Genomic DNA, 26,957 nt, shown 5'->3' with positions numbered 1-26,957 from the left:
CAGCACCCGAGGCAATCTTCGTGAAATGGAAGCTTGCCGTTCACCAAGAAAAGCACTGGGATGCTCCACACGAGAGAACCTTCGACGAGGTGATCCTGACATACCTGACCGAAACAGCTCAGTGCAAACGCAGCGCCGCAACTGATCGACATCGAGCAAAGGCTCTTCGCGAACATTTCCGTGGAACCCTAATGCATTCCTTGAACAACCAGCATCTTGCCCAGTATGCCCACGCTCGCCGTGCTCAGGGTATCAGTAATTCGACTATCAACCGGGAAATGGCACTTTTGTCCTCGGCCATAGGTTACTGTAACCGTGAACTGGATTGGCAATTGCCAAACCCAACCGCCGGTCGCAAACTGTCCGAACCTGAAGGCAGAATTCGCTGGTTGCAACAGAGCGAAGCAGAAGCACTCATCAAAGCGGCCAGCCACGCGCGAAGAGTACCTTTTCTAGCTGATCTTCTTACAACCGCTCTCTATACAGGGTGCCGAAAAGAAGAACTACTTGGACTTGAGTGGTCGCGCGTCGATCTTCGCGAGCGGCTTATTCATCTTGAAGCGCGACATACCAAGGCAGGTAAACGACGCAGCATCCCCTTGAGCAGCCTTGCGTATAAGGCCATCCTCAGACGAGCTAGCTTTCGTAGCGAGCACTGCCCTGACGCACCTTGGGTTTTTGCGTTTGCAGATGGACGTCGAGCAAACGACATCCGAGGTGCCTTTGCAAAAGCATGCAGTGATGCCGGGATCGATAACTTCCACTTCCACGATCTAAGACATACCTGCGCAGCATGGCTAGTCACCGCAGGAGCACCCCTAGCCGAGATTAGGGATTTGCTGGGGCATAGCACCATCCAGATGACCGAACGCTACGCCCATCTGGCACCTGAAAACCTGAGAACCACCGTTGCCAGATTTGAGTCACGTTTTAGTCACGCTGACCAAGTCCCTCAGCAAGAAGCTGTGTGACAAGCTTGCAAGTAATTGATTCAGATGGTGCGCGAGGGGGGACTCGAACCCCCACGGATTACTCCACTGGAACCTAAATCCAGCGCGTCTACCAATTCCGCCACCCGCGCGTGAGAGGTGGGAAGCGCCGGTCGGGGCCGGCGCCAGGTGCGAAGTGTAGTCGACCAGCGCGGGGCTGGCCAGTGCCGCGACCAGTAGCGGCTCGAGTTTGTTGCTGTGACTCGGTATGCGTCTTGTTTCAGGCTGTTAGGGTGTCGTTGTCGTAGGTGCTTTCCATGAAGGTAAGCGCCTTTTCTTTCGTGCGGAAAAAATGGTCGCGTCCGAGAACGTCGAATAGGCGACCGCGTTCCAGGGCCTCGTAGACCTGCGCCTTGAGGCTGGAGAAGTAGATTTCGATGCCGTTGTCGCGGTAGGTGTCGATAACGTCACGTAGACGTTCCTCGCCGGAGACGTCGATGGCGTTGATGCCGCTGCCGATGACAAGCACGGCCTTGGCCTGGGGGTTACGCATACGTGCCTCAAGAAGCATGTCCTCGAAGTGGGATGCGTTGACGAAATTGAGCGAACCGTCGAAGCGCACGGCAATGAAATGTTTGCCAAGCGGCGGCAGGTTGTTCTCGGCGGCGCCGGCGAGGGTGCCATCGGCGTCGCGCCCGAGAATGGTGGTGCGTGGTTTCATGGTGCGCAGCATCCAGAGCACAATGGCCAGGCCGCCACCGAGCAAGATGCCGTTGGCGAGTTGCGGCGCCATGGCCAGGGTGGCGACAAAGGTGACCAGGCCGGCGATGGCTTCCTGGCGTTCGATGCGCCAGGCGCGGATCAGGGCGCGGATGTTGATCAGCCCAAATACCGCCATCATGACGATGACTGCCAGCACGGCCTGGGGCAGGTGGTAGAGCAGGGGAGTTAAAAATAGCAGCACCAGCATCACGGCGATGGCGCTGAAGATGGCGAAGAGCCCGGTTTTGGCGCCGGTTTTGGCCGCCACCGCCGAGCGCGAGAAAGAGCCGCTGACGGTGAAGGAGCTAAAGAAGCTGCCGACGATGTTGGCCAGGCCCTGGCCGATGAGTTCCTTGCTGGTGTCGACCCGCTCTTTGGTCTGGGCGGCGATGGCCTTGGAGATGGAGGTGGCCTCCATGAATCCGATCAGTGCCATGACCAGGGCCGAGGGCAGCAGCGCCCAGAAGAAGTCGGGTTTGAAGCTTGGCAGATCAAAGCGCGGCAGACCGGCGGGAATGGTGCCGACCACGGCACCGCCGCCCATGAAGGTGATCTGCTCGCCCTGGACCTTGCTGATGCGCCAGGTGTGACCATCGGCGGTGATGTCCGCCGGAGTCTGGCCGCGTCGGAAGAAGACATCATGGCCCTCGGCCGTGACGGCATGCTCGAAACGCAGCCGATGCAGATCAACTTGGCGCTCGTTGTTGGCGAGTTTGCGGTGTTCCATTTCGCGGGTCAGCACGCGCAGGTCGGCCTCGAGCAGGGCGAGTTCGGCGAAGCGATCATCGTCCCGGGCCTTGGCCAATTCGCGAATGTCCTGCGCGATGCTGGAGGTGGTGCGCCCAAGCGAGTCGATGGCGCGGGCGGTGGAGGCCGAGTCCAGTGCCAGTTGGCGTGCGGCGGGGTCCCGGATGGCATCCACGCTGACCGTCTGGTTGCGCTCAAAGCCGACCAGCCAGCTGACTAGGGTGGTCAGCACCACGGCGAGCAGCACTCCTGGCAATTTGGGAGCGATTTTTTTAGTGCCGATGATGATGGCCAGGGTCGCCAGGGCGAAGACTATGGTGGGAATGTGCGAACTCGGTAACTGTTCAACCACCGTCCAGAGATCGGCGACGAAGCTGTCGGTGCGCGGAAAGGGCACGTTTAGCACCTTGCTGAGCTGCGACAGGCCGATGATGAGCGCTGCTGCGTTGGTGAAACCGATGATGACAGGGCTGGAGAGAAAGTTGGCGATGATGCCCAAGCGCAAGAGCCCGAGCAGGAGCCGCAGCACGCCGACCATGAGTGCCAGCATGATGGACAGTTGCAGGAATTCCGCGGTGCCGAGCGCGGCCAGTGGCAGCACGGCGGCGGCGGACATGAGCGAGAGCATGGCCACCGGGCCGGTGTGTAGCTGGTTGGACGAGCCCCAGAGCGAGGCGACGATGACGGGCACGAAGGAGGCGTAGAGTCCATAGACCACCGGCAGACCGGCGAGCTGGGCATAGGCCATGCTCTGGGGCACCAGTACCAGTGCGACTGTAATACCCGCGATCAGATCGGCGCGGAAGGTCAAGCCGGTCATCGGGAACCAGCGAAGGAATGGGAAGAATGCCTGCAAGAGCGGAGATTTCATCGGGCTCACCAGATTCAACGGACGGTTGGGAGTTGCGGGATCCGGGGTAGGATCGGCCGTGCGTTAGGCTTGTTTCATCGCTGAGCGGGTCGCTTAGATTACCCCAGGACGCCATCTCTAATGATAGATGTTGGATGCGCGATGTATTGACCAAGGGCTATGCGTTGGAGCTTACTGCTGGGAGCCTAATGCTTCGAGGCCGATTGGGCGGATCCATTCGCCGCGACACGCGGGCTGCCGAGGTCATGCGTCGCGGCAGTTGATCCTAATCCGCGGGCCTATCCCTGGTTGTCTTGGCCACGACGCCGAGATCCGAGCACAGTGCCAGGATAGGTTTTGCCTGATTCATGGTGTAGAAGTGCAGCCCCGGAGCGCCTCCGGCAAGCAGGCGTTCGCAAAGCTTAAGCACGACCTCGTGACCGAAGGCGCGGATGGACTCGCGATCTTCGCCGAAGGCTTCCAGCCGGCGGCGGATCCAACGCGGGATTTCAGCGCCGCAGGCGTCGGAGAAGCGCGCAAGCTGCGCATAATTGCTGATGGGCATGATACCAGGAATAATGGGTACGGAAACGCCCTGTTTTTCGCAGGCATCCACCAAGGCGAAGTAGGCGTCGGCGTTGTAAAAGTATTGGGTGATCGCGGCGTCAGCGCCGCAGAACACCTTGTGCTTGAAATGTTCCAGGTCGGCGCTGGCGGAGGCGGCCTGCGGGTGGAATTCCGGATAGGCGGCTACTTCGATATGGAATTGTGGGCCATAGGCGTCGCGCAAATAGGTGACCAGTTCGCTGGCATAGCGAAAGGTGCCACGGTCGGGGCGCCCCATGCCGGAGGGTAGGTCGCCGCGCAGGGCCACCAGGCGAGTGATGCCCTGGTCGCGGTAGTGATCGACAATGGCGCGGATTTCCTCCTTGCTAGAACCGATGCAGGCCAGGTGAGGAGCAGTTTCAATGCCTTGCTCGCGCAACCAGGAAACAGTCTCGAAGGTGCGCTCGCGAGTCGAGCCGCCGGCGCCATAGGTGCATGAAAAATAGAGTGGTTCGAGCTTGTTTAGGTGACTGACCGCGCGTTTGAGCTTGGTCATGCCCTCGTCCGTCTTGGGTGGAAACACCTCGAAGCTCAGGGTGTCTTGCAAATGCTTGGTCATGGTGTGGCCTTCGCGGTGGTGAGCGGGACTGGGCGCGCCCCGGAGTTGGGCGCGCGCGGGAGTCTCGGGCAACCTGGATGTCGTTCCTCTCGGGTTGCCCTTGTTCAGTCAGTCTTTCCCGGTTATCCGGGAAAGACTCCCGACTCAGTAGCGGTAGTGGTCGGACTTATAGGGGCCATCGACGCTAACGCCGATGTAATCCGCCTGCTCGGGGCGGAGTTTGGTCAGCTTGACGCCGATTTTGTCCAAATGCAGCCGCGCGACTTCCTCGTCGAGATGCTTGGGCAGCACATAAACGCCGATGGGATAGTCTTCCGGCTTGGTGAAGATCTCGATCTGCGCCAGCACCTGGTTGGTGAAGGAGTTGGACATCACGAAGCTCGGATGGCCGGTGGCGCAGCCGAGGTTCACCAAACGCCCGCGCGCGAGCAGGGTGATGCGATGACCGTCGGGGAAGATGATTTGATCGACCTGCGGCTTGATGTTGACCCACTCGTATTGTTCAAGACTCTGCACCTGAATCTCGTTATCGAAGTGGCCGATGTTGCAGACGATGGCCTGGTCTTTCATCGCCGCCATGTGGTCATGGGTGATGATGTCCATGTTACCCGTGGTGGTGACGAAAATATCGCCCTGGTTGGCGACTTCATCCAGGCGCACCACGCGGTAGCCTTCCATCGCCGCTTGCAGGGCGCAGATGGGGTCGATCTCGGTGACCCAGACGGTGGCGCCGAGCGCGCGCAGCGCGGCGGCCGAGCCCTTGCCGACGTCGCCATAGCCGCAGACGATGCCGATCTTGCCGGCGATCATCACATCGGTGGCGCGCTTGATGGCGTCGACCAGGGACTCGCGGCAGCCGTAGAGGTTGTCGAACTTGGACTTGGTAACCGAATCATTGACATTCATCGCCGGGAACAGCAGGCTGCCGTTCTTGAACATCTCATAGAGGCGATGCACGCCGGTGGTGGTTTCCTCGGTCACGCCCTTGATGCCCTGGGCCATTTTGTGCCAATGCTCGCGGTCGTGCTCGAAGGTGCGACCCAGCACGCCGAGCACGGCCGTCCATTCCTCGTTGTCATCGGCGGTCGGCTTGGGCACGCTGCCGGCTTTTTCGTACTCGACACCCTTGTGGACCAGCAGGGTGGCGTCGCCGCCGTCGTCCAGGATCATGTTTGGGCCGCGTTTTTCTCCATTGGGGCCGTCCGGCCAGTTAATGACTTGCTCGGTGCACCACCAGTATTCTTCCAGCGTCTCGCCCTTCCAGGCATAGACGGGAATTCCGCGCGCGGCAATGGCGGCGGCGGCGTGGTCTTGGGTGGAGAAGATGTTGCAGGAACACCAGCGCACTTCGGCGCCGAGTTCGACCAGAGTCTCGATCAAGACCGCGGTCTGGATGGTCATGTGCAGGCTGCCGGTGATGCGCGCACCGGTAAGCGGCTTGGACGGGCCGTATTTTTCGCGCAGTGCCATTAGGCCGGGCATTTCGGTCTCGGCAATGACCATTTCCTTGCGGCCGAAATCGGCCAGGGACAGGTCGGCGACTTTGTAGTCAGTAAACTCACTCATGGTTAATCAGCTCCTGATGAATCTTGAGTGAGCGCCGTTGGATAGGTTGTATCTGCTGCCTCCGAGCCTGGCCCTTGTCCTGGATGACTCCCAGTGGAAATCGAGGGTGGGTTGCAGCGCTCCTCGGAGGAGAGGGTTGGGTGGTTGATTAGAGCAGGCGTTTGAAGTCCTCGTTGGTCAAACCGGCGTCTCGAACAATCTTGCCCATGGTGATGGCATTAATGGGGTTGTGTCGCGGGAGCGTCAACACCCGGTTTCCATCGGTCATCACGATATGCTTGCCTTGCCGGGCGATTTTGAATCCCGCTTTCTGAAGTGCTTTAACAGCGGCAAGATGTGCAATACCGGGTAAAGACGGCATGGCGCTAGGCTGCGATCTCAATCTCGCGGATCAGTTTTCCTTGAGTCAATTCTCGTACAACAGCAAGATAATCGCTCACCGCCTCGGCGATGTTTGCCATGGCTTCTTCCTCGGTGGCCCCCTGTGAATGGCAGCCAGGGAGTCCAGGCACAGACACGGCGTAGCCTTCATCGGAAGGTTCCAGAACGACGGTGTATTTCATGTTGATTGACCCGATGAGGATAAGGGATGAGCAGTCGGATTTAGATCCCGGCCGCATCCTTCAGCGCCGCCGCCTTGTCGGTCTTCTCCCAGCCAAACTCCGGTAACTCGCGCCCAAAGTGCCCATAAGCCGCCGTCTTGAGGTAAATGGGCTGAATGAGGTTGAGCATGTTGACCAGGTTGTAAGGCCGCAGATCAAAGTGCTCGCGCACCAGCATACTGATGCGATCCTCGTCGATCTTGGCGGTGCCGAAGGTCTCGACCGAGATCGAGGTTGGCTCGGCCACGCCGATGGCATAGGAGACCTGGATCTCGCAGCGCTCGGCCAGGCCGGCGGCGACGATATTCTTGGCGACATAGCGCCCGGCATAGGCCGCGGAGCGGTCCACCTTGGATGGATCCTTGCCGGAGAAAGCTCCCCCACCATGACGCGCCATGCCGCCATAGGTGTCGACGATGATTTTGCGCCCGGTCAGGCCGCAGTCGCCCACGGGGCCGCCGATGACGAAGTTGCCGGTCGGGTTGATGTGGATCTTGGTGTCCCTGTGCATCCACTCGGGCGGAATCACTGGTTTGATGATGTTCTCCATCACCGCTTCCTGCAGATGGGCGTAGTCGATGTCCGGATCGTGCTGGGTGGAGAGCACCAAGGCATCGACAGCGACAACCTTGCCATTCTCGTAGCGCATGGTGACCTGACTCTTGGCGTCCGGGCGCAGCCAGGGCAGCACGTGCTGCTTGCGCATCTCGGACTGGCGCTCGACCAGCCGATGCGAATAGGTGATCGGAGCCGGCATCAGCACATCGGTCTCATTGGTGGCATAGCCAAACATCAGGCCCTGGTCACCGGCACCCTGTTCCTCGGGCGCGCTGCGATCAACGCCCTGTGCGATGTCCGTGCTCTGCTTGCCGATCAGTGACATGACCGCGCAGGTGGAGCCGTCGAAGCCGACATCCGAGCTGTTGTAGCCAATGTCGTTGACCACGCCGCGCACCAGGGTGTCGAAATCGATCCAGGCCTCGGTGGTGATTTCGCCGCCAAGGATGACGGCGCCGGTCTTGATCATGGTCTCGCAGGCCACGCGAGCATGTGCCGGGTTGGGGTCATTGGCCAAAATGGCATCAAGTACCGCATCTGAGATCTGATCAGCCACCTTGTCTGGATGGCCTTCGGACACGGACTCGGAAGTAAATAGAAAGTCTCTTGCCATGGTCGGGTTTTCCTTCGGATGTTGACGCCATAAGCACCCGCGCGAGCGCGCTGGATGGGGGGTGGCGTCGGTTGATGGGAGGGCAAAAACTGGCCGCTGATCGACCGCCCTCGGGGAAGGTGAGTTACCCAGTGTAACCACATGGGCACCCAGAATGCAAAAGACGCGGGGTTATTAGCCGGCGACTCGGATGCTGTTACCTCCTGTTTTAACGCACAATCTTGTATCCCGGCGTCAGTCGGAAGCAGCCAGAGTCAGAGACGGTGCTCGGCTTGCGGATGCTCTCGGGACGGGGAGGGTTGCGGGCGAGCGTGCGATAAGGTTTGGGGATACCTGAGCTTTCCGGTACTATATGCGGCTGATTTTTGAACATTCTGTCAGGCGTTCTCGCCTGAGGAGTCAGAGCATGGTTTCACTCGAGACACCTGTGTGCGAATTCGGTCTGCCCGCTCCGGACTTTTCCCTGCCGGGTGTGGATGGCAAGAACTGGACGCGCGATGACTGCAAGGGCCCGAAAGGTCTGCTGGTGATGTTCATCTGCAACCATTGCCCCTATGTGCGGGCGGTACGCGAGCGCATCGTGCGAGATGCGCTTGAACTGGCGGAGCTTGGCGTCAACTGCGTCGCCATCATGTCCAATGACCCGACGGACTATCCCGAGGATTCATTCGAGAACATGAAGCAGGTCGCCGAGGAATTTCAGTTTCCTTTTCCCTATCTGCTCGATGAGACTCAGGAAGTGGCCAAGACCTTCGGCGCCATCTGTACGCCCGACTTTTTTGGCTACAACGGACAGCTTGAGCTTCAGTATCGCGGACGGCTGGATGAAAGCCGCAAGGAAGCCGCTCCCGAGGGCGTGCGTCGCGACCTGTTCGAGGGCATGAAGCAAGTGGCCACGACTGGAAAAGGCCCGGAGAAGCAGATTCCCAGTATTGGCTGTTCCATTAAATGGCGGGAAGGCTAGGGTGCATCGCGCGGTGGCGATGCCAAACAATGGCCTGACAGATAGCGCGGTTGTTTGAGCATCTGGCTGGCTTAATCGCGGCTTAGCCAAGCCCGGGTCTAAGGTGGCATTTCAGATCCAAGCGCTTGATCTATTTGAATATTTTATGGTTTTACCAGCATGCCGGCGCATGGGCGCAGAGAGGAGTCCGAGCGGAAAAAGTTGCTCGTGCGGGGCTTTCCTACTTAATATGTCGGCTTTTATGCCGCGCGTTTTTTCCGAGCGGCGGGATTCCGGGGCGAGACTCCAGCAGCTTGGGCCAAGGCGTTTTGCCGCACTCTTCTGCCACATCGCTCGGGCTGCCCGTTTCCCTAATGCTTCCCTGATGATGTCAGGCGATAAAACGCGCGCACAGAATTCTTAGGCTTCGATCAAAACCTTACTTCTAGGGAGGGGCTCATGTCCTCACGCAAAGAACTCGCGAACGCCATCCGCGCGCTCAGTATGGATGCCGTACAGAAGGCCAAGTCGGGCCATCCAGGCGCGCCAATGGGCATGGCGGATATCGCGGAGGTGCTGTGGAACGACTTCATGCAGCACAATCCGGCTAACCCAAACTGGGCTAATCGGGATCGCTTCGTGCTGTCGAATGGTCATGGCTCCATGCTGATTTACTCGTTGCTGCATTTGACGGGTTACGATTTGAGCATTGAGGATCTGAAAGAGTTCCGCCAATTGCACTCAAGGACACCGGGCCACCCTGAATATGGCTATGCTCCGGGCGTCGAAACCACCACCGGCCCACTCGGGCAGGGCATCACCAATGGCGTTGGCATGGCGCTGGCGGAGAAAATTCTCGCCGACCAGTTCAACAAACCAGGCCATGAGATCGTCGATCACAACACCTATGTCTTCCTGGGTGATGGCTGCCTGATGGAGGGCATCTCGCACGAGTCCTGTTCGCTGGCCGGCGCCCTCGGCTTGGGTAAGTTAATTGCCTTCTACGATGATAACAACATCTCCATTGATGGCGAGGTGCGCGGCCATGGCGACACCCCGGCCTGGTTCCTTGACGACACGCCCAAGCGTTTCGAGGCCTACGGCTGGCACGTCATTCCCAAGGTGGATGGCCATGACCCCGAGGCGCTCAAGGTGGCCATCGAGGCGGCGCGCGCGGTTAGCGACAAGCCGACTCTCATCTGTTGTCAGACCATCATCGGCTACGGCTCGCCCAATAAGCAGGGCAAGGAAGAGTGCCATGGCGCGCCGCTCGGCGATGATGAAATCGCCCTGACGCGCGAGAAACTCGGCTGGTCGCATCCGCCCTTTGAAATTCCCAAGGCCATCTACGAGGGCTGGGATGCCAAGGCACGTGGGGCTGATCTGGAAAAAGAATGGAATCAGCGCTTTGCCGCCTACAAGAGCGCCCATCCGAGCGAAGCGGCCGAGTTCGAGCGGCGTATGGCCGGCGAACTGCCAGCGGATTTTGACGCCAAGGCCTGGGACTTTATCAAGGAAGTCGATGCCAAGGCCGAGACCATCGCCACCCGCAAGGCCTCGCAGAACGCGCTCAATGGTTTTGGCCCGCTGCTGCCGGAACTGCTTGGTGGTTCGGCGGATCTCGCCGGCTCCAACCTGACGATCTGGAAGGGCTGCAAGGGTGTCGGTCCCAAGGATGCCAGCGGTAACTACATTTACTACGGTGTGCGCGAGTTCGGCATGTCGGCCATCATGAACGGCCTGACCTTGCACGGCGGTTTCAAGCCCTATGGCGCCACCTTCCTGATGTTCATGGAATATGCCCGCAACGCCGTGCGCATGGCGGCGCTGATGAAGATCAACCCCATCTTCGTTTACACCCACGATTCCATTGGGTTAGGCGAGGACGGCCCGACTCACCAGCCGGTGGAGCAGGTCAGCATCCTGCGCCTGACGCCGCGCCTGTCGACCTGGCGCCCCTGCGACGCGGTCGAGAGTGCCGTCGCCTGGAAGTGTGCCATCGAGCGTCAGGGCGCACCCAGCGCGCTGATTTTCTCGCGTCAGAACGCTCCGCACATGAGCCGGACGGAAGACCAGCTGCGCGCCATCGAAAAAGGCGGCTATGTGCTGCGCGACTGCGAGGGTACGCCCGATGCCATCATCATCGGTACCGGCACCGAGGTGGAGCTGGCCGTGGCGGCTTGCGAGAGCCTGAGCGCGAAAGGCCGCAAGGTGCGGGTGGTCTCCATGCCCTCGATGGACACCTTCGAGGCCCAGGATGACGCTTACAAGGCCGCCGTGCTGCCAGACTCCGTCCAGGCGCGGGTCGCGGTCGAGGCGGGCGTGTCCAACCTCTGGCCCAAATATATCGGCCTGCATGGCAAGGTGATCGGCGTGGATACCTTTGGCGAGTCCGCTCCGGCGGGCGATGTCTACAAGGCCTTTGGCGTCACCGCCGAGGCGGTCGCGGCGGCGGTCGAAAGTCTGCTCTAAGCCGTTCATGGACCAGCGCGCGCCGAGCCCGACCGGCGCGGATGCGCGCGCAACACAACAGCATGATCTGTATTTCACTTACTGAGGAGTTGTTCTCATGCCTTTGAAAGTCGGTATTAACGGTTTCGGCCGTATCGGTCGCATGGCCTTCCGCGCCATCTCCAAGGAATTCCCCGGCATGCAGGTGGTCGGTATCAATGACCTGCTCGATCCCGAGTATCTGGCCTACATGCTCAAGTACGATTCAGTCCATGGCAACTTCGCTGGCGACATCAGCGTCGACGGCAACACCATGATCGTCAATGGCAACAAGATTCGCCTGACCGCCGAGCGTGATCCGGCCAACCTGGCCTGGGGCGACGTCGGCGCCGATCTGGTGCTGGAGTGCACCGGCTTTTTCCTCACCACCGAGAGTTGCCAGGCGCATATCGATGCTGGCGCCAAGAAAGTGGTCCAATCGGCTCCGTCCAAGGACAGCACCCCGATGTTTGTCTATGGCGTCAACCACAACACCTACGACGGCCAGGCCATCATCTCGGCGGCCAGCTGCACCACCAACTGTCTGGCTCCCGTCTCGAAGGTGCTGCATGACAACTGGGGCATCAAGCGTGGCCTGATGACCACTGTCCATGCCGCCACCGCCACCCAAAAGACCGTCGATGGCCCGTCACAGAAAGACTGGCGCGGTGGTCGCGGCATCCTGGAAAACATCATCCCGTCCTCCACCGGCGCGGCCAAGGCCGTCGGCAAGGTGCTGCCCGAGCTGAACGGCAAGCTGACCGGCATGGCCTTCCGCGTGCCGACGTCCGATGTCTCGGTGGTGGATCTCACCTGCGAGCTGAACAAGGACGCGAGCTACGAGGATATCTGCGCGGCCATGAAGGCGGCATCCGAGTCTGGCGACCTGGCCGGCGTGCTAGCCTACACCGACGAGAAGGTTGTCTCGACCGACTTCCGCGGTCGCGGTACCCCATCCATCTTCGATGCAGGCGCCGGCATCATGCTGGATTCGACCTTCGTCAAGGTTGTGTCCTGGTACGACAACGAGTACGGCTATACCTGTAACTTCCTGCGCATGGCCGAGCACGTCTCAAAATAAAGCCTGCCAAGGCGCTGGTCGGGCCGGCGTAACACGCCGGCCTGTCCGTGCCGAGCGAGCCCGTGCCCAGAAACGGATTCTAGCAACCCGATCGACCCCTATTTGTGATTTCCGGAGGTAGTACCCGCCATGTCCTTCACCAAGCTGACTGATCTTGATCTTGCCGGCAAGCGCGTGTTGATCCGCTCCGACCTCAACGTCCCGGTGAAGGACGGCAAGGTGACCTCGGATGCGCGCATTACCGCTTCCATGCCAACCTTTGAGCACTGCCTGAATGCCGGCGCCAAGGTCATGGTGATGTCCCACCTCGGCCGCCCGGAAGAAGGTGTTTATTCCGAGGAAAACTCGCTCGCACCGGTGGCGGCCGACCTCGGCGCCAAAATGGGCCGCGAGGTCCGCCTGGTGAAAGACTACTTGGACAAAGCGCCGGAGGTCGCCGACGGCGAGCTGGTGCTGCTGGAAAACGTCCGCTTCAACAAGGGTGAGAAGAAGGACGACGAAGACCTCTCCAAGCAATACGCCAACCTCTGCGATGTCTATGTGATGGACGCCTTCGGCACCGCGCACCGCGCCCAGGCCTCGACCCATGGTGCGGGCAAGTTTGCGCCTTCCGCCTGCGCCGGTTTGCTGTTGGCCGAGGAACTCGACGCGCTACAAAAGGCGCTGGCCGAGCCCAAGCGGCCCATGGTCGCCATTGTCGGCGGTTCCAAGGTCTCCACCAAGCTGACAGTGCTCGAGGCTTTGTCCGAGAAGGTTGACCAGCTGGTGGTCGGTGGCGGCATCGCCAACACATTCATTAGCGCTGCTGGTCATAATGTCGGCAAGTCCCTGTGCGAACATGACCTGATCGACACGGCCAAGGCGCTGATGGAAAAAATGACCGCGCGCGGCGCCACCATTCCCATCGCGACCGACGTGGTGTGCGGCAAGCAGTTCAATGAAAACGAGCCCGCCGTGCAAAAAAATGTGGCTGAAGTTGGCGATGATGACATGATCTTCGATATCGGTCCGGACAGCGCCGGGGAGCTGGCCGAGATCATCAAAAAGGCCGGCACCGTGGTCTGGAACGGACCCGTTGGCGTGTTTGAGTTCGATCAGTTTGGTGAAGGCACCAAGACCATCTCCATGGCCATTGCCGAGACCGAGGCCTTCACCCTGGCTGGCGGTGGCGACACTATCGCCGCTATCCAGAAATACGACATCTACGACAAGGTTTCCTACATCTCCACTGCCGGTGGTGCTTTCCTAGAGTATCTGGAGGGCAAGACCCTGCCTGCCGTGGCCATGCTTGAGGCGCGCGCCAAGGACTGAAGGACCAAGATGCCCAGACGGACCAAAATCGTCGCCACCCTGGGGCCAGCGACAGACGCGCCCGGGGTGCTCGAGGCCATGATGGATGCAGGCCTTAATGTGGTGCGGCTGAACATGTCGCACGACACCCATGAGCGCCAGCGCGAGCGGGTGCGCCAGGTACGCGATACCGCGCGCGCGAAAGGCCATCCCCTCGGCGTGCTGATCGATCTGCAGGGGCCCAAGATTCGCATTGGACGTTTTGCCGCGGGGCCGGTTGTCTTGGCGGTTGGCGATGATTTTGCCATTGATGCCGACTGTCCGCTCGACGCTGGGGATGCCGCCCGGGTCGGCACCACGCTGCCGAGCATGGTGGCCGATGTCAGCGCCGGGGATCTGCTCTTGCTCGATGACGGCGCCATTGAGCTTGAGGTCACCGAGGTCAAAGGCAGTCGCATCCAGTGCCGGGTGCGCCATGGCGGTCAGCTGTCGAACAGCAAGGGCATCAACAAGAAAGGCGGTGGGCTCTCGGCGCCGGCCTTGACTGAAAAAGACAAGGATGACATTCGCTTTGCCGCCGAGGTCGAGGCGGATTATCTGGCCGTGTCCTTTGTCTGCAATGGCGAGGATGTGCGCCTGGCGCGCGAACTCCTGCAAGCCGCCGGCGGTGAAGGCGGCATTGTCGCCAAGATTGAGCGTGCCGAGGCCCTGCGCGTCCTTGAAGATATCATTGACGCCGCCGACGCGGTCATGGTTGCGCGCGGCGATCTTGGCGTTGAAATTGGCGATGCCGAGTTACCGGCGGTGCAGAAGCGGTTGATCAGCCTGGCGCGCGAACGCAACAGTGTTGTCATCACCGCGACCCAGATGATGCAGTCAATGATCGAAAATCCCATCCCGACCCGGGCCGAGGTCTTCGATGTGGCCAATGCCGTGCTTGATGGCACCGATGCCGTCATGCTCTCGGCCGAGACATCCATAGGCAAGAATCCGGCCAAGGTGGTCGAATCCATGTCGCGTATCTGCGGCGAGGCCGAGAAGGAACGCCTGGTGCGCCGCTCAACCCATCGACTGGATACCGTCTTTGGTCGTGTTGATGAAGCCATTGCCATGGCGACCATGTACACAGCTAATCATCTCGGTGTCAAGGCCATCGCGGCTTTGACCGAATCAGGCTCCACTGTCAAATGGATGTCGCGAATCAGCTCCGGCATCCCCATCTATGCGATGACCCGGCAGGTCTCGACCCGCCGCAAGGTGACCTTGTTTCGCGGCGTCTATCCGGTACGCTTCGATGTCTCCAGCGCCGACATCCATGAAGTCAACAAAGAGGTCATCGATGAATTACTGCGTCACGGCACTGTGCAAACGGGCGATCTGGTGATTATCACTAAGGGGGATCGCTGCGGTGTCGAGGGACAGACCAACATCATGAAAATCATGCGCGTCGGCGAGCATCGTCTGCTCGTCGACGACTGACCGGCCGCCGCGCCGGTTCCAGTATCATTCCACAATCATTCCAGGCTAAACGTCAACGACACAGGAGTATTTCAATGGCCCTCATTTCGCTTCGCCAAATGCTGGATCATGCCGCCGAACATCAGTACGGCGTGCCCGCGTTCAATGTGAACAATCTCGAACAGATGCGCGCCATCATGGAGGCAGCCGACGAGACCGACTCTCCGGTCATCGTGCAGGCCTCGGCCGGAGCGCGTAAGTATGCCGGCGCGCCTTTCCTGCGCCACCTGATTCTGGCCGCCATCGAGGAATGGCCGCATATCCCCGTGTGCATGCATCAGGACCATGGCACCTCCATGCCGGTGTGCCAACGTTCCATCCAGCTTGGTTTCAGCTCGGTCATGATGGACGGCTCCCTGGGCGAGGACGGCAAGACTCCAACCAGCTATGAGTACAACGTCGATGTCACCCGCAAGGTGGTCGAGATGTCCCACGCTTGTGGCGTCTCGGTCGAGGGTGAACTCGGCTGCCTGGGCTCACTCGAAACCGGCCAGGCCGGCGAGGAAGACGGCATCGGCGCCGAGGGCACGCTGGATCATAGCCAGTTGCTGACCGACCCTGATGAAGCGGCTGATTTCGTCAGCAAGACCCATGTCGATGCCCTGGCTATCGCCATTGGCACCTCCCATGGCGCCTATAAGTTCACTCGCCCACCGACCGGCGACATCCTGGCGATCAACCGCGTCAAGGAAATCCATGCCCGCATCCCCACCGTTCATCTGGTCATGCATGGTTCTTCCTCGGTGCCGCAGGAATGGCTGAAAATTATTGACCAGTTCGGCGGCGACATGGGCGAGACCTATGGCGTTCCGGTCGAGGAAATCGCCGAGGGCATCAAGCACGGTGTGCGCAAGGTTAATATCGACACCGATCTGCGCATGGCCTCCACCGGCGCCATTCGCAAGCATCTGGCGGAAAACCGTAAGAACTTCGATCCGCGCAAGTACTTCACCGCCGCCACCAAAGCCATGCACGACATCTGCAAGGCCCGTTATGAGGCCTTCGGTACCGCTGGCAACGCAAGCAAGATTCGGGCGCTATCACTTGAGGACATGACCGCCCGCTATACTAAAGGCGAGCTTGATCCTAAGATCAACTGACAGCCGTCCCTAGCTAGGTACGCAAGTGCTAGCCCGGTTGTAAGTAGATGTAAGCCAGTCGCCAAACACTGGCACTGGATGCCATCTGATAAGGGCGCCTCGGCGCCCTTTTTTTGTTTCTCATCCTCGGCGAGTCAGCACATCCTTTGCCGCGGTTTTCAGCCTGGAACCGTGTTTGTCTTGGGAGGACTTGGCTTATGGATGCGGCCGATCCGCGTCGTAATTCCAAGTCCGAGAGGCATTCAATGCAGCACACATCCGCCCAACGCACCTACCACTGGCTCCTTCACCCTGAAACGGCGCGGGCATTGACGGACTATCGTCGGCTTCTCGCTGACCAGGGGGCAGACAGGGCTGGGGCCAACCTATGCGCGGAACTGGGAGATTTGGCGTCGGGGCGGCTGAACGATGCCGCCTTTCTACAGCGGCTTATTAACACTAAACGTCCGCAATACTTTGCCGAGTCCGCTGTTTATGGCGACGGGCGCGACTGGAACTTGACCGAGTTGTCACTTCTCGGTGATCTAGGCATGGCGGTGCCGGTGAGGGTGTTCGATGACGGACGTCATCAGGAGCCGGGCATCCATGAGTCGCCATTCGAGGCGACACTGCTGTTCATACCGGGTGCTCTGTTGCGCAATGGCCGCGGTTGCGTACCGGCCGATTGGGACGCGGTCACCTGCGATGGGCAGATTGACTCAAGCGGCTATCGTGCGTTGTACGAGCGTCGTCTGCTGCCACTGCTCAATCACGCCAATGCCGACGCCGAAGCGCGTGATCAGTCGGCGCTGATCACCATCCCGGGTATCGGTTGCGGGCAGTTTGCCGGTCCCTTTGCCGGGCAGCTTGGGCTGCAACTGCGGGATGCGATGATTGCGCTGCTTGAGCGGCATGCTGAGCGGCTGTCAAGGATTCGCCTGATCTACTATGATCCTTACATCGAGTGCGCCAATGAGAGCATCGATTTCGGGTCTTTATCATTACGTGTTCGGCCTTTTCTGCAGGGTAATCTGGACAAACCGCAGCTGTGCCTGCCATGGCACTATGGTGAGGCAGAGGATGATTTGAGTGGCTGCAGGCTTTATAGCATCGTCGCCTGGGATCATGTCTCCTGGCCTGGCAACGATTTTTGGGCCGGTGCTCGCGTGACCGACGATGGAGTGAAAGCGGCCGCCACCGACCTGATGCGCGTGATCACAGGCGTGGCCGGGCGCTACGACTGCCATGCCTGTTGCTACCGCCCCCCTCGCCCCTACGAGACATGGGAAGCACTGGCGCAGGATAAAGGTACCCGGTTGGTCGGTCGACTGTCGGCCCTATTCGACAAACAAGCGCAGCAGTTTCTTGGGTGAAATCTACCTGTTTTCCGTGCCTGATATCGTCTGATGAGGGGCCTTGCCTGGTAGCGTGGTGGCGGGCGTTGCCTTTTCGTACATGGATGATCGGAGGGCGTTTGCCACTAGCGAATTCCGGGGACATATACTTAATTCTAGACGAAAAACGCCGAATGGGGTTACAGTCGTACCAAGGCGTTTGTGACGGGTGAGAAATTGACGGAAAAATGGCAAGACTCCCGCGAGTGGTGGTTCCGGGGTTGCCGCATCATGTGACGCAGCGCGGCAATCGACGGCAGCAGACGTTTTTTAGCGATGACGACTATGCGGAGTATCGTCGCTTGCTCTCGCTCTCCTGTCGTGCCTGCGAAACGCGGGTGTTGGCCTACTGCTTCATGCCCAATCATGTGCATCTGATTCTGGTGCCCGCGACGGAGTTTGGTTTGCGGGATGCGCTGGGTTAAGCCCATCGGCGCTACACCCGGATGATCAATTTTCGCCAAGGCTGGCGCGGGCACCTGTGGCAGGAACGGTTCCACTCGTTCGTCATGGATGAGCGGCATTTGATCGCCGCTGCCCGATATGTGGAGCGCAATCCCGTGCGCGCTCGCCTGTGCCAACAGCCGGAGGATTGGGAGTGGTCGAGTGCGCGGGCGCATTTGACGGGAGCGGATGATGCGTTTGTCCAAGTCGGGCCGCTGTTGGAGCTCATCTCAGACTGGCGCCGTTTCCTTGGCGAACCGGATGACAGGGATACCGTCGAAGTCCTGCACGCCCATGCCCGCACCGGGCGCCCGCTCGGCGGGGATGATTTTGTCGAAGCACTGGAGCAGCGCCTCGGTTGTGCGCTTAAGCGCCAAAAGCCTTGGACCAAAGCCACGCCAACGGGATACTGGCACGCGGGATCTGTTCGACCATGGCACTTAACTTTGAGTGGGACGAAACAAAAGCCTCAAGCAATCGCATGAAACACGGCATTGATTTCGACGAAGCAGTGACTGTATTTACCGATGCGCTTGCGATCACAATACCAGATATTTCCCCTTCCGAAGGGGAGCCTCGTTTCATCGATATTGGTTTGTCAGCGAGAGGGCATCTTTTGGTTGTTGTCTATACTGAACGAAGCGACAATATACGCATGATCAGTTGTCGCAAAGCCACGCTGCGGAGCGCAAGGAATATGAACGAGCAGCATGATGAGATGATTGAAGAGGGTTATGATTTTAGCCGTGGAGTTCGGGGCAAACATTACCGGAAGATGCGTGAGGGTTATCAGATAACGATTCATCAAGAAGATGGCGGCACGGTGGTCAAAGAATACCTGATGCCGCCAACTGCGGTCGTTCTGGAACCAGATGTATTTACGCGATTTCCAAATTCAGATGCTGTTAATAAGACTTTGCGTCGCCTGATGTCAAGCCACTACAATTCCGATGACAGTATACTTAATTCCACGCACTGAAAATTCCGAAAATTCCGGGGACAGCTGCGCTACCTCATCGCGTGGGATGGTGGCCTGCTGGGCGCCATCGGCTTCGGCGCGGCGGTCTGGAAAGTCGCCGCCCGCGACCGCTGGATTGGCTGGACGCCCGTCCAGCGCCAAGCGCAGCTGGGACGGGTGCTCAACAACGCCCGCTTTCTGATTCTGCCCTGGGTGCAGGTCAAGCATCTCGCCTCCAAAGTGCTGGCCCTGGCCGCGCGGCAAGTCACCATCGACTTTCCCGCCCGCTATGGCGAGCGCGTGGTGCTGCTGGAGACCTTCGTCGAAACCCCGCGCTTTGCCGGGACCTGCTACCGTGCCGCCAACTGGCACTATCTGGGCGAGACCACCGGACGGGGCAAAACCGATCGCACCCATCAAGCCGCGCTGTAGCGCTTGTGCGGTCTATGTCTATCCGCTGGCGGCGGACTTCCGCGCCGCCCTGGGGGTGGTGGCATGAGCGCGCCTGAATCGACATTGGCCGCGGAACTGAGCACCATCTCCCTGGGCGATCAACGCCTGAATCGGCGCGCCCAGCAGGTGATCGCCTCCCTCGGCGCCAAGCCGACACAGAGTATCCCCGGGGCTTGCAACGGCTGGTATGAGACCCGCGCGGCCTACCGGTTTTTCAATCATCCAAAAGTCACCGCCAAGCAGGTGCTCGCCCCTCATATCGCCTGTACTGAAGCCCGCGTGCGCGAGCATCCCCGGGTCCTTTGCATTCAGGATACCAGCGAACTGGACTATACAAGCAAAAAAGGCATCGCCGGTCTTGGACCGCTGAACTTTGAGAGCCGCTATGGGATGTACATCCATCCCACCTTGGCGGTCACGCCCGAACGCATCGCGCTAGGGTTGCTCGACTTTCATCCTAGAAAGAGCAGATGCACACCTGGCATAATCCGCTAACCAACTGAAATATCGGCAGGGGGAGACACCGATGAACCTAAATCCGGCAGATGAGGTTGCTTTCTGATTCTAGCAGCCTGTTCCCACGCGATATTTCTGCAAGTAGAAAGTCACCCGTTTGGTGAACATTCCAACTGCTCCGCAGTTGACTCTGCTACTTACGAATCATGGACTTAGCGAATTTGTGCCCCGCCCCAACTGCCGGATTTAGGTTTATCAAGTCGCGCACGAAACAACCGAAAACCGGCATCAAAGGTCTCGCGACCTTGTGGTGCGATGGTGATCGCCTGATCAACGCGCATCCGCGCAACCATTTGGATCGCTGCTTGCCGCAACAAGGCGCTGCGCTCAGCAAAATAAGTCAAAAATTCGGTCAGCACTTCGTCGGTCGTGACAATCGATGTCGGCCAAAGGGATTGACTGATAGAAACAGCACGCTTGTGCAATTGATCTTTTGGGTTTAACACTGCGATCCAATAGCAAGCATCGGCAAATAATGCGTGTTTCGTGGCCCTTTGTGCACGCCGTAAAGATAGTGATCAAGGGCTGTCGCACCGTCAATTGGGAGTTTCTCCCACTCGTCATCTGGCAGTGTGCTTGCCAGTTCGGCAGCAAACTCCCAAATTGGTGAAGTCGGGATGTCGTCGAGGTCGGCATCCAGGGTTTGCAAGACTAACGCGACTTCTTGATGTTCTGACAGACTCACTGCCTCAAGGGGGCGCAATACCCCGGCTTCGTAAATCGCTCGCAGATGCTGGTTCATTGCTGATCCCCCCTTTGCTGAACGCTCATGTTAAACAGCGAGGCACGGCGCTTGATGCCGTGCACTTCGTAGCCCTTCTCCAGCAGGCCTTTGTGGCGGCGCGGGGTGCCGAGAAAGATCACCACCTGTTGCTCAGGGCGGATCTGCCAGCGCGCCCGCACCCGCGCGCGGCGGCGGGCGCGCACCAGATTGGCGGCGAGTTGCGCGGCGATGGGGCCGTCGCGGTGGCTGGGTTCATCGACCAGGCCGAGGGCATGGTGGCGGATGGCTTGGGCCGGGTCGCCGTCGCGCAGGGCGTGGTTGCCTTGGGTGAGGGCGGTGGGGGGCGCCGAACCATCTCGGCGGCCAGCAGCCGATGCGGGGGCACTGAACGGTGATGATGGCCCCGGTCTGGGCATGGGTTAGCGGGCATCGTGGCGGTCTGTTGCGCGTTGAGTCACGACTTGATTCCGTAGTGCCTTGACCGTCGCTTCAGTCAAGCCGGCGGTGCTGGCAATTTGCTCATCGGTCAGGAGGTTCATGGCCAGGAGATTGCGGGCTAAGGTTTCGCGGCCTTCTTGGCGGCCTTCGCGTTTGGCTTCATTCAGAAAGGAGACTTCATCGTGGAGCGCTCGCTCGCGCACGAAAGCCTGGCGGCGGGCCTCTTCATCGGCGCTGAGGGCGCGCAGGCGGTTCATGGCTTGGATCACGGGTGGGTGGGCGGTGCTGGCCATGATGAGTTCCTCCCGCCAGTGTTTGAAGAAGGTAATCCAGGTACGCAGTGGGCCTGGGGGGAGGCAGAGGCGGTCGGCCTTGTTCAGTTCGATCAGATTCAACTGCAAGATGTTGCCGAGTGTGATCTGGGGTTGGATTTCATCGCGCATCTCAAAGCGCCAGATGGCTTGCTCGCGTTCGGCCAGGGAGGCGGTGAACAGATCGAAGTCGAGCAGGTGCAGGCCGATGGAGGCGCGTAGTTCTTGATAATCCTCGCCGGCCTGGAGCTGGCCGCTCAAGGTGCGAGCCAGATAGAACAGGCCACGTTTGTCCCAGTCGCCATAGCGGCGCACTTGCACCTCGGCATTGTAGCAGCGCCCCATGGCGTCACGGGCGAGGACATCGAGGATGATGTATTTGCCGGTGAGGTCGCTGGGCTCGATGTTGGGATTGAGGATCTCGAACGAGGCGATGTTGGAATCACCCCGCCCTCGGCGTTGGAGAAGGACACCAATTCCTCGGCGAGTTTCTTGGCGTCGTGAATATTTCGTTTGAACTGGGTGAAGCTGTCTTCTCCATTGGCGATCATGGCATTGATCATTGCGCCGAGATCGGCGTTGATAGCATTCATGGCCGGCCTACTTGCGTGGGCTCTCGGGGGATTGGGTGAGGGTGTTTCGCTTTTCGAGCCTAAGGCTTTGTGAGGTGATGCAAAACAGCACTCAGCTCTGCCCGATCAATTGCGCGAAAATGGCATTGACCTGGGTCGCGCGCTTGTCGCCCTCGGGCATGTCGCGGTAGAAGCGCAGTGCGCCGGCGGCCCCTTTTCCGATCGGGTCGAGCTTGAATTCCTTGGGCCGGCTTTGGATCAATTGCACGAGGCGCATGTGGTCGATCTTAGGCGCGTCGCCAAAGAGAATCCGCCCGCCCTTGGGGCCAGCCTCAATCTTGCGGATGCCATAGGGCTGAACCTTGAGCTTCAGTTCAGTGATGGTGAAGAGATTCTTGGCCGGTTCGGGCAACAGGCCGAAGCGGTCGATCATCTCGACTTTCAACTCTTTGAGCGCATCGGTATCGGCGGCGCTGGCGATGCGTTTGTAGGTGATCAATCGCGTGTGGATGTCGGGCAGGTAGTCGTCTGGCAGCAGTGCGGGTAGTCCAAGATCAATCTCGGCGCCATGGTCGAGCGGACGGTCGAGCTCCGGCGTGCGCCCGGCCTTGAGTGCCTGTACGGCGCGTTCGAGCAGGTCCATGTAAAGCGTGAAGCCGACTTCGTGAATCTGCCCGGATTGCTCCTCGCCCAGCAGCTCGCCGGCGCCGCGGATTTCCAGGTCGTGGGTGGCCAGTGTAAAGCCGGCGCCAAGGTCTTCGAGTGATTCAATGGCCTCCAGGCGCTTTTTGGCATCCGCGGTCATGCTCTTGGCCGGTGGGGTGATCAGATAAGCATAGGCGCGATGGTGCGAACGTCCGACGCGGCCGCGCAATTGGTGCAACTGCGCCAGACCCAGTTTGTCGGCGCGGTTGATCAGAATGGTGTTGGCGCTGGGTACGTCGATGCCGGATTCGATGATGGTGGTGCACACCAGCAGATTGAAACGTCTGTGGTAGAAGTCGCGCATGACGCGCTCGAGTTCCTTCTCGCGCATCTGACCGTGGGCCACCGACACCCGCGCATCCGGCACCAGGGCCTCGAGCTTCTGCGCCATGTTCTCGATGGTTTCGACCTCATTGTGCAGAAAATAAATCTGCCCACCGCGGTTGATCTCGCGCTGGCAGGCCTCCTGGATGAGATTGTCATTCCAGACGGAGATAAAGGTTTTGATCGGATGGCGTTCAACCGGTGGCGTGGCGATGATGGACAGATCGCGCATCCCGGCCATGGACATATTGAGCGTGCGTGGGATGGGCGTGGCGGTCAGGGTGAGAATGTCGACCTCGGCGCGCAGGCTTTTGAGCTGCTCCTTGTGGCGCACGCCGAAGCGATGTTCCTCATCGATGATGACCAGGCCCAGGTTGTTGAATTTGATCGATGGCTGCAGGAGCTTGTGGGTGCCAACCGCGATGTCGATGGTGCCGGCGGCCAGTCCGTCGGTGACTTTTTTCACCTCCTTGGCGGTCTTGAAGCGCGACAGGCTCTCGATCCGGATCGGCCAGTCGGCAAAGCGATCGGAAAAGTTTTGGTAATGCTGCTCGGCGAGCAATGTGGTGGGCACCAGTACCGCCACCTGGCGCCCGCCATTGGCGGCGACAAAGGCCGCGCGCATGGCCACCTCGGTCTTGCCGAAACCGACATCGCCGCAGACAACCCGATCCATGGGTTTGGGATTGGCCATGTCGGTCAGAATCGCCTCGATGGCGCGCTCCTGATCCGGTGTTTCCTCAAACGCAAAGGCGGCTGCGAAGTCACGATACTCGGCTCCGGGATCGCCGAAGGCATGCCCTTGGCGGGCGGCGCGGCGAGCGTAAATGTCGAGCAACTCGGCGGCGACATCGCGCGCCTTCTGCGCCGCCTTACGCTTGACCCTGTCCCAGTGGTCGCTGCCGAGCTTGTGCAGCGGCGCATTCTCGGGCGAGGTGCCGGTGTAGCGCGAGATCAGATGCAGCGAGCTGACCGGCACATAGAGCTTGTCGCCGCCGGCATATTCAAGGGCGAGAAACTCTGCTTGGTTGCCGCCGACCTTCAGCGTCTGTAGTCCAAGAAAGCGTCCCACACCATGATCCTCATGCACCACGGGCGCGCTTGGATGTAGTTCGGTCAGATTGCGCACCACCGCATCGCCGTCTGGTCCCGCCTTGCGCCGGCGGCGCTCCTGGCGCACCCGCTCGCCGTAGAGCTGGGTCTCGGTGATCAGCGCGAGCTGGCTGTCTTCCAGCAGCAGCGGCTGCTCGATCGGGGCGACTGTGATGGCGATGGTATCCTGACCTGTCAGGAACTCGGCCCAGCTCGCCACCGCCGCGGGCTGAATGCCGAAGCCGTGCAGGTGATCACGCAGCATCTCGCGTCGGCCGCTGCTCTCGGCAACAAAGAGCACGCGCCGGTCAGGCTCGCCGAGAAACGCCTGCAAGGCTGCCGCCGGCTCGGCGCTGCGCGCCTGAATCGGCAGCGGAGGCATTCCGGCGGTTGCGAAGTTCACCACCCGCGCATAGCCTTTGCGCCGCTGAGCCACCTCGGCGCTTTGCCAGCACACCCCCGGTCGGTCATTCAGCTTGCCGGACAGCTCGTCGGCGTCCAGATAGAGCAGGCGCGGCGGCAGAATGGGACGCTCAACATCATGGCGGCGCTGCTCGTAGCGGCTGGCGACCGTCTCGATGAAGGCCGCGCCCGCCTCGCGCACTTCGCCGTTCTCGAACGTCAGGGTGGGCCTGGGCAGATAATCGAACAGCGTCGCGGTCGCATCGAAAAACAGCGGCAGGTAATACTCGATGCCGCCCGGCAGCCGGCTCTCGGAGACCTCGCGATAAATCAGGCTGGCACTCGGGTCGCTGTCGATGGCGGCGCGGTAACGCTGGCGAAAGGCACTGATGGCCTCCTCGGTGAATGGGAACTCGCGCGCCGGCAGCATACGCACCGACTTCAGCTTGGCAATGGAGCGCTGACTGTCGGGGTCGAAGGTGCGGATGGATTCGATCTCATCGTCAAACAGGTCGATGCGCAGCGGCTCATCGCGACCCATGGGGAAAATATCCAGCAGGGCGCCGCGTACCGCGAATTCGCCATGGGCAATGACTTGGGACACGCACTGATAGCCAGCCTCGGTCAGGCGCGCGCGGGTGTGATCCAGGTCCAGCCGGTCGCCGATCGACAGCACCAGGGCCTGGCTCTCGATATAGTGGCGCGGTGGCAAGCGTTGCATCAGGGTGCTGACCGGGACCAGCAGCACCCCGCGCTCGAGTTGCGGCAAGCGGTAGAGCGTCAGCAGCCGCTCGGAGACCAGCTCCGGCAATGGCGAGAACAGATCATAGGGCAGGGTTTCCCAGTCCGGAAAACGCCACACGGGCAGAGTCCCGCTCTCCCCATCGCGCGAATCCTCAAGGAAAAAGGGCAACTCGGCATGCAGCCGATTGGCTGCCGCCATGTCGGGCACCACCACCAGCAGCGGGCAATTGGCCTGACGCGCGGCGGAGGCGATGGCCAGCGCCGCCGCGGCGCCATGGAGCCGCCCCCAAAGCAGGCGCTCAGAAGGCGGTTGTGGTAAGGGTGGCTGGAGTGGCGACAAGGTGGCGGGCTTTTGTTGCGCGATGTTCCCACCGGGAACAGAGAATTCGGAAAGGGCGGCAGGCATGGGCAATGACGGAATAGGCTAGTCTCAAGCGCGGCATTTTCGCACAGCCAGGTTGCCGCTGCATGAAACCGCCGAGCGCGGTCATGCCGACGAAGGTAACCAAAAATTCACAGACAAAGACGCCTGGATTTGGACAATGCAAGGCTGTTTTTTCATTTGCTGCTCTTGTTAGTCCATTTTTGGAGGTGTCCTCATGGCTCTCGCCAGCTTTACCCGTCGCACCCTTGCGGCCTGTGGTCTGTCCGTCACCTTGTCTGCCTTGGCCTTTGCGCCGCTCGCCAGCGCTCAACAGACCCAGCTCAACGGCTCGGGCGCGAGCTTTCCCTTCCCGCTCTATGCCAAGTGGGCCAAGGATTTCAGCAAGCAAAACAAGGGTATTCAGGTTCAGTACCAGGCCGTTGGCTCGGGTGCCGGCATTCGCGCATTCATCGCCGAGACAGTGGATTTCGCGGCTTCCGATGCCGCGATGAACGATGAGGAAATCGCCAAGGTACCAACCGAGAAGGGTGTGGTCTTGCTGCCCATGACCGCCGGCGAGGTGGTGCTGTCCTACAATCTGCCGGGCAATCCGGAACTCAAGCTGCCGCGCGATGTGCTGATCGACATCTTCTCCGGCAAGCTGACCACCTGGCAGGACGAGCGTATTCAGCAGGCCAATCCGGAGGTGAAGTTCCCCGATGATGACATCACCGTGGTGCGGCGCTCGGATTCCTCCGGCACCACTTATGTCTTCACTGGCCATCTGGCGGCGGTGAGTGATGATTTTGCCAAGGACGTTGGCCATGGCAAGAGCGTGAACTGGCCGAAGAGCTTTGTTGGCGCGCCCAAGAACGACGGCGTCGCGGCCATGATCAAGCAAACCCCAGGCGCGATTGGCTACATTGAGTACGGTTACGCCGAGGCGACCGGTCAGCCGATGGCCATTTTGCAGAACAAGGCGGGCAAGTTCGTCAAGCCAGGCGAGGCATCCGGTCAGGCGGCGCTGGCCTCGGCTGAGTTCCCCAGTGGCGATCTGCCTGGCTATGCCGGCACGCCCGATCTGCGGGTTTGGGTGAGCGACCCGGCCGGCGAGGAGGCCTATCCCATCGCCACCTTCACCTGGATGCTGATGTACCAGCAGCAGGATGAGGAAAAAGCCAAGGTGCTGCGTGATTTTATCGAGTATGGCCTGAATGAGGGCCAGAAGGATGCGCCCAAACTGGGTTACATCCCGCTGCCGGAGAACGTCAAGGCCAAGGTTGAGGATGCGTTGAAGTTGGTTGGCGGGTCCAAGTAGAGAGG

At 60.1% G+C, this 26,957-nt stretch carries 24 protein-coding genes, 1 tRNA gene, 1 pseudogene and 1 riboswitch; of the genes and pseudogenes, 13 read left to right on the top strand and 13 right to left on the bottom strand.

Going from position 1 to position 26,957, the window contains the following annotated elements; all coding sequences use genetic code 11:
* Positions 1–20 precede the first annotated feature (20 nt).
* The gene (locus Thiowin_RS19890) at positions 21–971 is read left to right on the top strand and encodes a tyrosine-type recombinase/integrase (protein WP_328984695.1); all 951 of its coding nucleotides are present in this window, start codon (positions 21–23) and stop codon (positions 969–971) included.
* Positions 972–996: 25 nt separating this feature from the next.
* Here Thiowin_RS19890 and Thiowin_RS19885 read toward each other — a convergent pair.
* From Thiowin_RS19885 to metK, 7 genes are all read right to left on the bottom strand, one after another.
* Positions 997–1,081, bottom strand: a tRNA-Leu gene (locus Thiowin_RS19885).
* Positions 1,082–1,209: 128 nt separating this feature from the next.
* Positions 1,210–3,309 (bottom strand): SulP family inorganic anion transporter, encoded by a 2,100-nt coding sequence (locus tag Thiowin_RS19880; RefSeq protein ID WP_328984694.1) that lies wholly within the window; start codon positions 3,307–3,309, stop codon positions 1,210–1,212.
* Between the two features lie 265 nt (positions 3,310–3,574).
* Positions 3,575–4,453: a methylenetetrahydrofolate reductase [NAD(P)H] gene (gene metF, locus Thiowin_RS19875; RefSeq protein ID WP_328988135.1), complete on the bottom strand. Its 879-nt coding sequence runs from the start codon at positions 4,451–4,453 to the stop codon at positions 3,575–3,577.
* Positions 4,454–4,597: 144 nt separating this feature from the next.
* Positions 4,598–6,019, bottom strand: coding sequence for an adenosylhomocysteinase (gene ahcY, locus Thiowin_RS19870; protein ID WP_328984693.1), 1,422 nt, complete (start codon positions 6,017–6,019; stop codon positions 4,598–4,600).
* Between the two features lie 22 nt (positions 6,020–6,041).
* Positions 6,042–6,150, bottom strand: a riboswitch (S-adenosyl-L-homocysteine riboswitch).
* A 17-nt stretch (positions 6,151–6,167) separates the two neighbouring features.
* Positions 6,168–6,380 carry a type II toxin-antitoxin system HicA family toxin gene (locus Thiowin_RS19865; RefSeq protein WP_328984692.1) on the bottom strand — a complete coding sequence of 71 codons (213 nt, stop codon included), beginning with the start codon at positions 6,378–6,380 and terminating at the stop codon, positions 6,168–6,170.
* A 4-nt stretch (positions 6,381–6,384) separates the two neighbouring features.
* Positions 6,385–6,582, bottom strand: a complete 198-nt coding sequence (locus tag Thiowin_RS19860) for a type II toxin-antitoxin system HicB family antitoxin (protein WP_328984691.1) — start codon at positions 6,580–6,582, stop codon at positions 6,385–6,387.
* A 40-nt stretch (positions 6,583–6,622) separates the two neighbouring features.
* Positions 6,623–7,792 carry a methionine adenosyltransferase gene (gene metK, locus Thiowin_RS19855; protein ID WP_328984690.1) on the bottom strand — a complete coding sequence of 390 codons (1,170 nt, stop codon included), beginning with the start codon at positions 7,790–7,792 and terminating at the stop codon, positions 6,623–6,625.
* Positions 7,793–8,198: 406 nt separating this feature from the next.
* Between metK and Thiowin_RS19850 the strand changes: the two genes are divergently transcribed.
* The 8 genes from Thiowin_RS19850 to Thiowin_RS19815 all read left to right on the top strand — a co-directional run bounded on the left by Thiowin_RS19850 (position 8,199) and on the right by Thiowin_RS19815 (position 18,012).
* The gene (locus tag Thiowin_RS19850) at positions 8,199–8,756 is read left to right on the top strand and encodes a thioredoxin family protein (protein ID WP_328984689.1); all 558 of its coding nucleotides are present in this window, start codon (positions 8,199–8,201) and stop codon (positions 8,754–8,756) included.
* A 438-nt stretch (positions 8,757–9,194) separates the two neighbouring features.
* Entirely contained in the window at positions 9,195–11,207 is a 2,013-nt protein-coding gene (gene tkt, locus Thiowin_RS19845) for a transketolase (protein ID WP_328984688.1), read from the top strand.
* Between the two features lie 97 nt (positions 11,208–11,304).
* Positions 11,305–12,306 carry a type I glyceraldehyde-3-phosphate dehydrogenase gene (gene gap, locus Thiowin_RS19840; protein ID WP_328984687.1) on the top strand — a complete coding sequence of 334 codons (1,002 nt, stop codon included), beginning with the start codon at positions 11,305–11,307 and terminating at the stop codon, positions 12,304–12,306.
* A 129-nt stretch (positions 12,307–12,435) separates the two neighbouring features.
* The gene (locus Thiowin_RS19835; protein ID WP_328984686.1) at positions 12,436–13,617 is read left to right on the top strand and encodes a phosphoglycerate kinase; all 1,182 of its coding nucleotides are present in this window, start codon (positions 12,436–12,438) and stop codon (positions 13,615–13,617) included.
* Positions 13,618–13,626: 9 nt separating this feature from the next.
* Positions 13,627–15,075: a pyruvate kinase gene (gene pyk, locus Thiowin_RS19830; RefSeq protein WP_328984685.1), complete on the top strand. Its 1,449-nt coding sequence runs from the start codon at positions 13,627–13,629 to the stop codon at positions 15,073–15,075.
* Positions 15,076–15,149: 74 nt separating this feature from the next.
* Positions 15,150–16,214: a class II fructose-bisphosphate aldolase gene (gene fba, locus Thiowin_RS19825; protein ID WP_328984684.1), complete on the top strand. Its 1,065-nt coding sequence runs from the start codon at positions 15,150–15,152 to the stop codon at positions 16,212–16,214.
* A 245-nt stretch (positions 16,215–16,459) separates the two neighbouring features.
* On the top strand, positions 16,460–17,566 hold the full coding sequence (locus Thiowin_RS19820; RefSeq protein WP_328984683.1) for a hypothetical protein: 1,107 nt from the start codon (positions 16,460–16,462) through the stop codon (positions 17,564–17,566).
* Between the two features lie 209 nt (positions 17,567–17,775).
* Entirely contained in the window at positions 17,776–18,012 is a 237-nt protein-coding gene (locus Thiowin_RS19815; RefSeq protein ID WP_328984682.1) for a transposase, read from the top strand.
* A gap of 249 nt (positions 18,013–18,261) precedes the next feature.
* On the opposite strand, the gene Thiowin_RS19810 is transcribed toward Thiowin_RS19815, so the two are convergent.
* Positions 18,262–18,447 (bottom strand): hypothetical protein, encoded by a 186-nt coding sequence (locus Thiowin_RS19810; RefSeq protein ID WP_328984681.1) that lies wholly within the window; start codon positions 18,445–18,447, stop codon positions 18,262–18,264.
* Positions 18,448–18,464: 17 nt separating this feature from the next.
* Between Thiowin_RS19810 and Thiowin_RS19805 the strand changes: the two genes are divergently transcribed.
* The 3 genes from Thiowin_RS19805 (at position 18,465) to Thiowin_RS19795 (ending at position 19,937) form a co-directional block, all read left to right on the top strand.
* Positions 18,465–19,010, top strand: a complete 546-nt coding sequence (locus tag Thiowin_RS19805; RefSeq protein WP_328984680.1) for a BrnT family toxin — start codon at positions 18,465–18,467, stop codon at positions 19,008–19,010.
* A gap of 24 nt (positions 19,011–19,034) precedes the next feature.
* Positions 19,035–19,421: a Druantia anti-phage system protein DruA gene (locus Thiowin_RS19800; RefSeq protein WP_328988134.1), complete on the top strand. Its 387-nt coding sequence runs from the start codon at positions 19,035–19,037 to the stop codon at positions 19,419–19,421.
* Positions 19,422–19,484: 63 nt separating this feature from the next.
* Entirely contained in the window at positions 19,485–19,937 is a 453-nt protein-coding gene (locus Thiowin_RS19795) for an IS4/Tn5 family transposase DNA-binding protein (protein WP_328984679.1), read from the top strand.
* A 173-nt stretch (positions 19,938–20,110) separates the two neighbouring features.
* Here Thiowin_RS19795 and Thiowin_RS19790 read toward each other — a convergent pair whose 3' ends face one another.
* The 5 genes and pseudogenes from Thiowin_RS19790 to mfd form a co-directional block, all read right to left on the bottom strand.
* Complete coding sequence (locus tag Thiowin_RS19790) at positions 20,111–20,404, bottom strand: hypothetical protein (protein ID WP_328984678.1); 294 nt, start codon at positions 20,402–20,404, stop codon at positions 20,111–20,113.
* The gene (locus Thiowin_RS19785) at positions 20,398–20,700 is read right to left on the bottom strand and encodes an antitoxin family protein (RefSeq protein WP_328984677.1); all 303 of its coding nucleotides are present in this window, start codon (positions 20,698–20,700) and stop codon (positions 20,398–20,400) included. The genes Thiowin_RS19790 and Thiowin_RS19785 overlap by 7 nt, the downstream gene beginning before the upstream one ends.
* On the bottom strand, positions 20,697–21,098 hold the full coding sequence (locus Thiowin_RS19780) for a hypothetical protein (RefSeq protein WP_328984676.1): 402 nt from the start codon (positions 21,096–21,098) through the stop codon (positions 20,697–20,699). Before Thiowin_RS19780 ends, Thiowin_RS19785 begins: the two co-directional genes overlap by 4 nt.
* A gap of 3 nt (positions 21,099–21,101) precedes the next feature.
* Positions 21,102–21,869, bottom strand: a pseudogene (locus tag Thiowin_RS19775) (Rpn family recombination-promoting nuclease/putative transposase); the annotation flags it as partial.
* Between the two features lie 246 nt (positions 21,870–22,115).
* Entirely contained in the window at positions 22,116–25,676 is a 3,561-nt protein-coding gene (gene mfd, locus Thiowin_RS19770) for a transcription-repair coupling factor (RefSeq protein WP_328984675.1), read from the bottom strand.
* A 193-nt stretch (positions 25,677–25,869) separates the two neighbouring features.
* Here mfd and pstS point away from each other — a divergent pair, with 193 nt between their 5' ends.
* On the top strand, positions 25,870–26,952 hold the full coding sequence (pstS, locus tag Thiowin_RS19765) for a phosphate ABC transporter substrate-binding protein PstS (protein WP_328984674.1): 1,083 nt from the start codon (positions 25,870–25,872) through the stop codon (positions 26,950–26,952).
* Positions 26,953–26,957: the final 5 nt, after the last annotated feature.

Source organism: Thiorhodovibrio winogradskyi (genome assembly GCF_036208045.1).
Classification (GTDB): domain Bacteria; phylum Pseudomonadota; class Gammaproteobacteria; order Chromatiales; family Chromatiaceae; genus Thiorhodovibrio; species Thiorhodovibrio winogradskyi.
This window is presented reverse-complemented; position numbering and strand designations above follow the sequence as displayed.

Excerpts from the sequence above, each read along its gene's own strand:
- Thiowin_RS19820 (WP_328984683.1), top strand. The coding sequence starts at position 16,460 with ATGCAGCACACATCCGCCCAACGCACCTACCACTGGCTCCTTCACCCT.
- pstS (WP_328984674.1), top strand. The coding sequence starts at position 25,870 with ATGGCTCTCGCCAGCTTTACCCGTCGCACCCTTGCGGCCTGTGGTCTG.
- Thiowin_RS19785 (WP_328984677.1), bottom strand. The coding sequence starts at position 20,700 with ATGAACCAGCATCTGCGAGCGATTTACGAAGCCGGGGTATTGCGCCCC.
- Thiowin_RS19795 (WP_328984679.1), top strand. The coding sequence starts at position 19,485 with ATGAGCGCGCCTGAATCGACATTGGCCGCGGAACTGAGCACCATCTCC.
- Thiowin_RS19850 (WP_328984689.1), top strand. The coding sequence starts at position 8,199 with ATGGTTTCACTCGAGACACCTGTGTGCGAATTCGGTCTGCCCGCTCCG.
- Thiowin_RS19860 (WP_328984691.1), bottom strand. The coding sequence starts at position 6,582 with ATGAAATACACCGTCGTTCTGGAACCTTCCGATGAAGGCTACGCCGTG.
- pyk (WP_328984685.1), top strand. The coding sequence starts at position 13,627 with ATGCCCAGACGGACCAAAATCGTCGCCACCCTGGGGCCAGCGACAGAC.
- Thiowin_RS19865 (WP_328984692.1), bottom strand. The coding sequence starts at position 6,380 with ATGCCGTCTTTACCCGGTATTGCACATCTTGCCGCTGTTAAAGCACTT.
- metF (WP_328988135.1), bottom strand. The coding sequence starts at position 4,453 with ATGACCAAGCATTTGCAAGACACCCTGAGCTTCGAGGTGTTTCCACCC.
- Thiowin_RS19815 (WP_328984682.1), top strand. The coding sequence starts at position 17,776 with ATGGCAAGACTCCCGCGAGTGGTGGTTCCGGGGTTGCCGCATCATGTG.
- mfd (WP_328984675.1), bottom strand. The coding sequence starts at position 25,676 with ATGCCTGCCGCCCTTTCCGAATTCTCTGTTCCCGGTGGGAACATCGCG.
- ahcY (WP_328984693.1), bottom strand. The coding sequence starts at position 6,019 with ATGAGTGAGTTTACTGACTACAAAGTCGCCGACCTGTCCCTGGCCGAT.
- gap (WP_328984687.1), top strand. The coding sequence starts at position 11,305 with ATGCCTTTGAAAGTCGGTATTAACGGTTTCGGCCGTATCGGTCGCATG.
- Thiowin_RS19835 (WP_328984686.1), top strand. The coding sequence starts at position 12,436 with ATGTCCTTCACCAAGCTGACTGATCTTGATCTTGCCGGCAAGCGCGTG.
- tkt (WP_328984688.1), top strand. The coding sequence starts at position 9,195 with ATGTCCTCACGCAAAGAACTCGCGAACGCCATCCGCGCGCTCAGTATG.
- fba (WP_328984684.1), top strand. The coding sequence starts at position 15,150 with ATGGCCCTCATTTCGCTTCGCCAAATGCTGGATCATGCCGCCGAACAT.
- Thiowin_RS19780 (WP_328984676.1), bottom strand. The coding sequence starts at position 21,098 with ATGCCCAGACCGGGGCCATCATCACCGTTCAGTGCCCCCGCATCGGCT.
- metK (WP_328984690.1), bottom strand. The coding sequence starts at position 7,792 with ATGGCAAGAGACTTTCTATTTACTTCCGAGTCCGTGTCCGAAGGCCAT.
- Thiowin_RS19805 (WP_328984680.1), top strand. The coding sequence starts at position 18,465 with ATGGCACTTAACTTTGAGTGGGACGAAACAAAAGCCTCAAGCAATCGC.
- Thiowin_RS19880 (WP_328984694.1), bottom strand. The coding sequence starts at position 3,309 with ATGAAATCTCCGCTCTTGCAGGCATTCTTCCCATTCCTTCGCTGGTTC.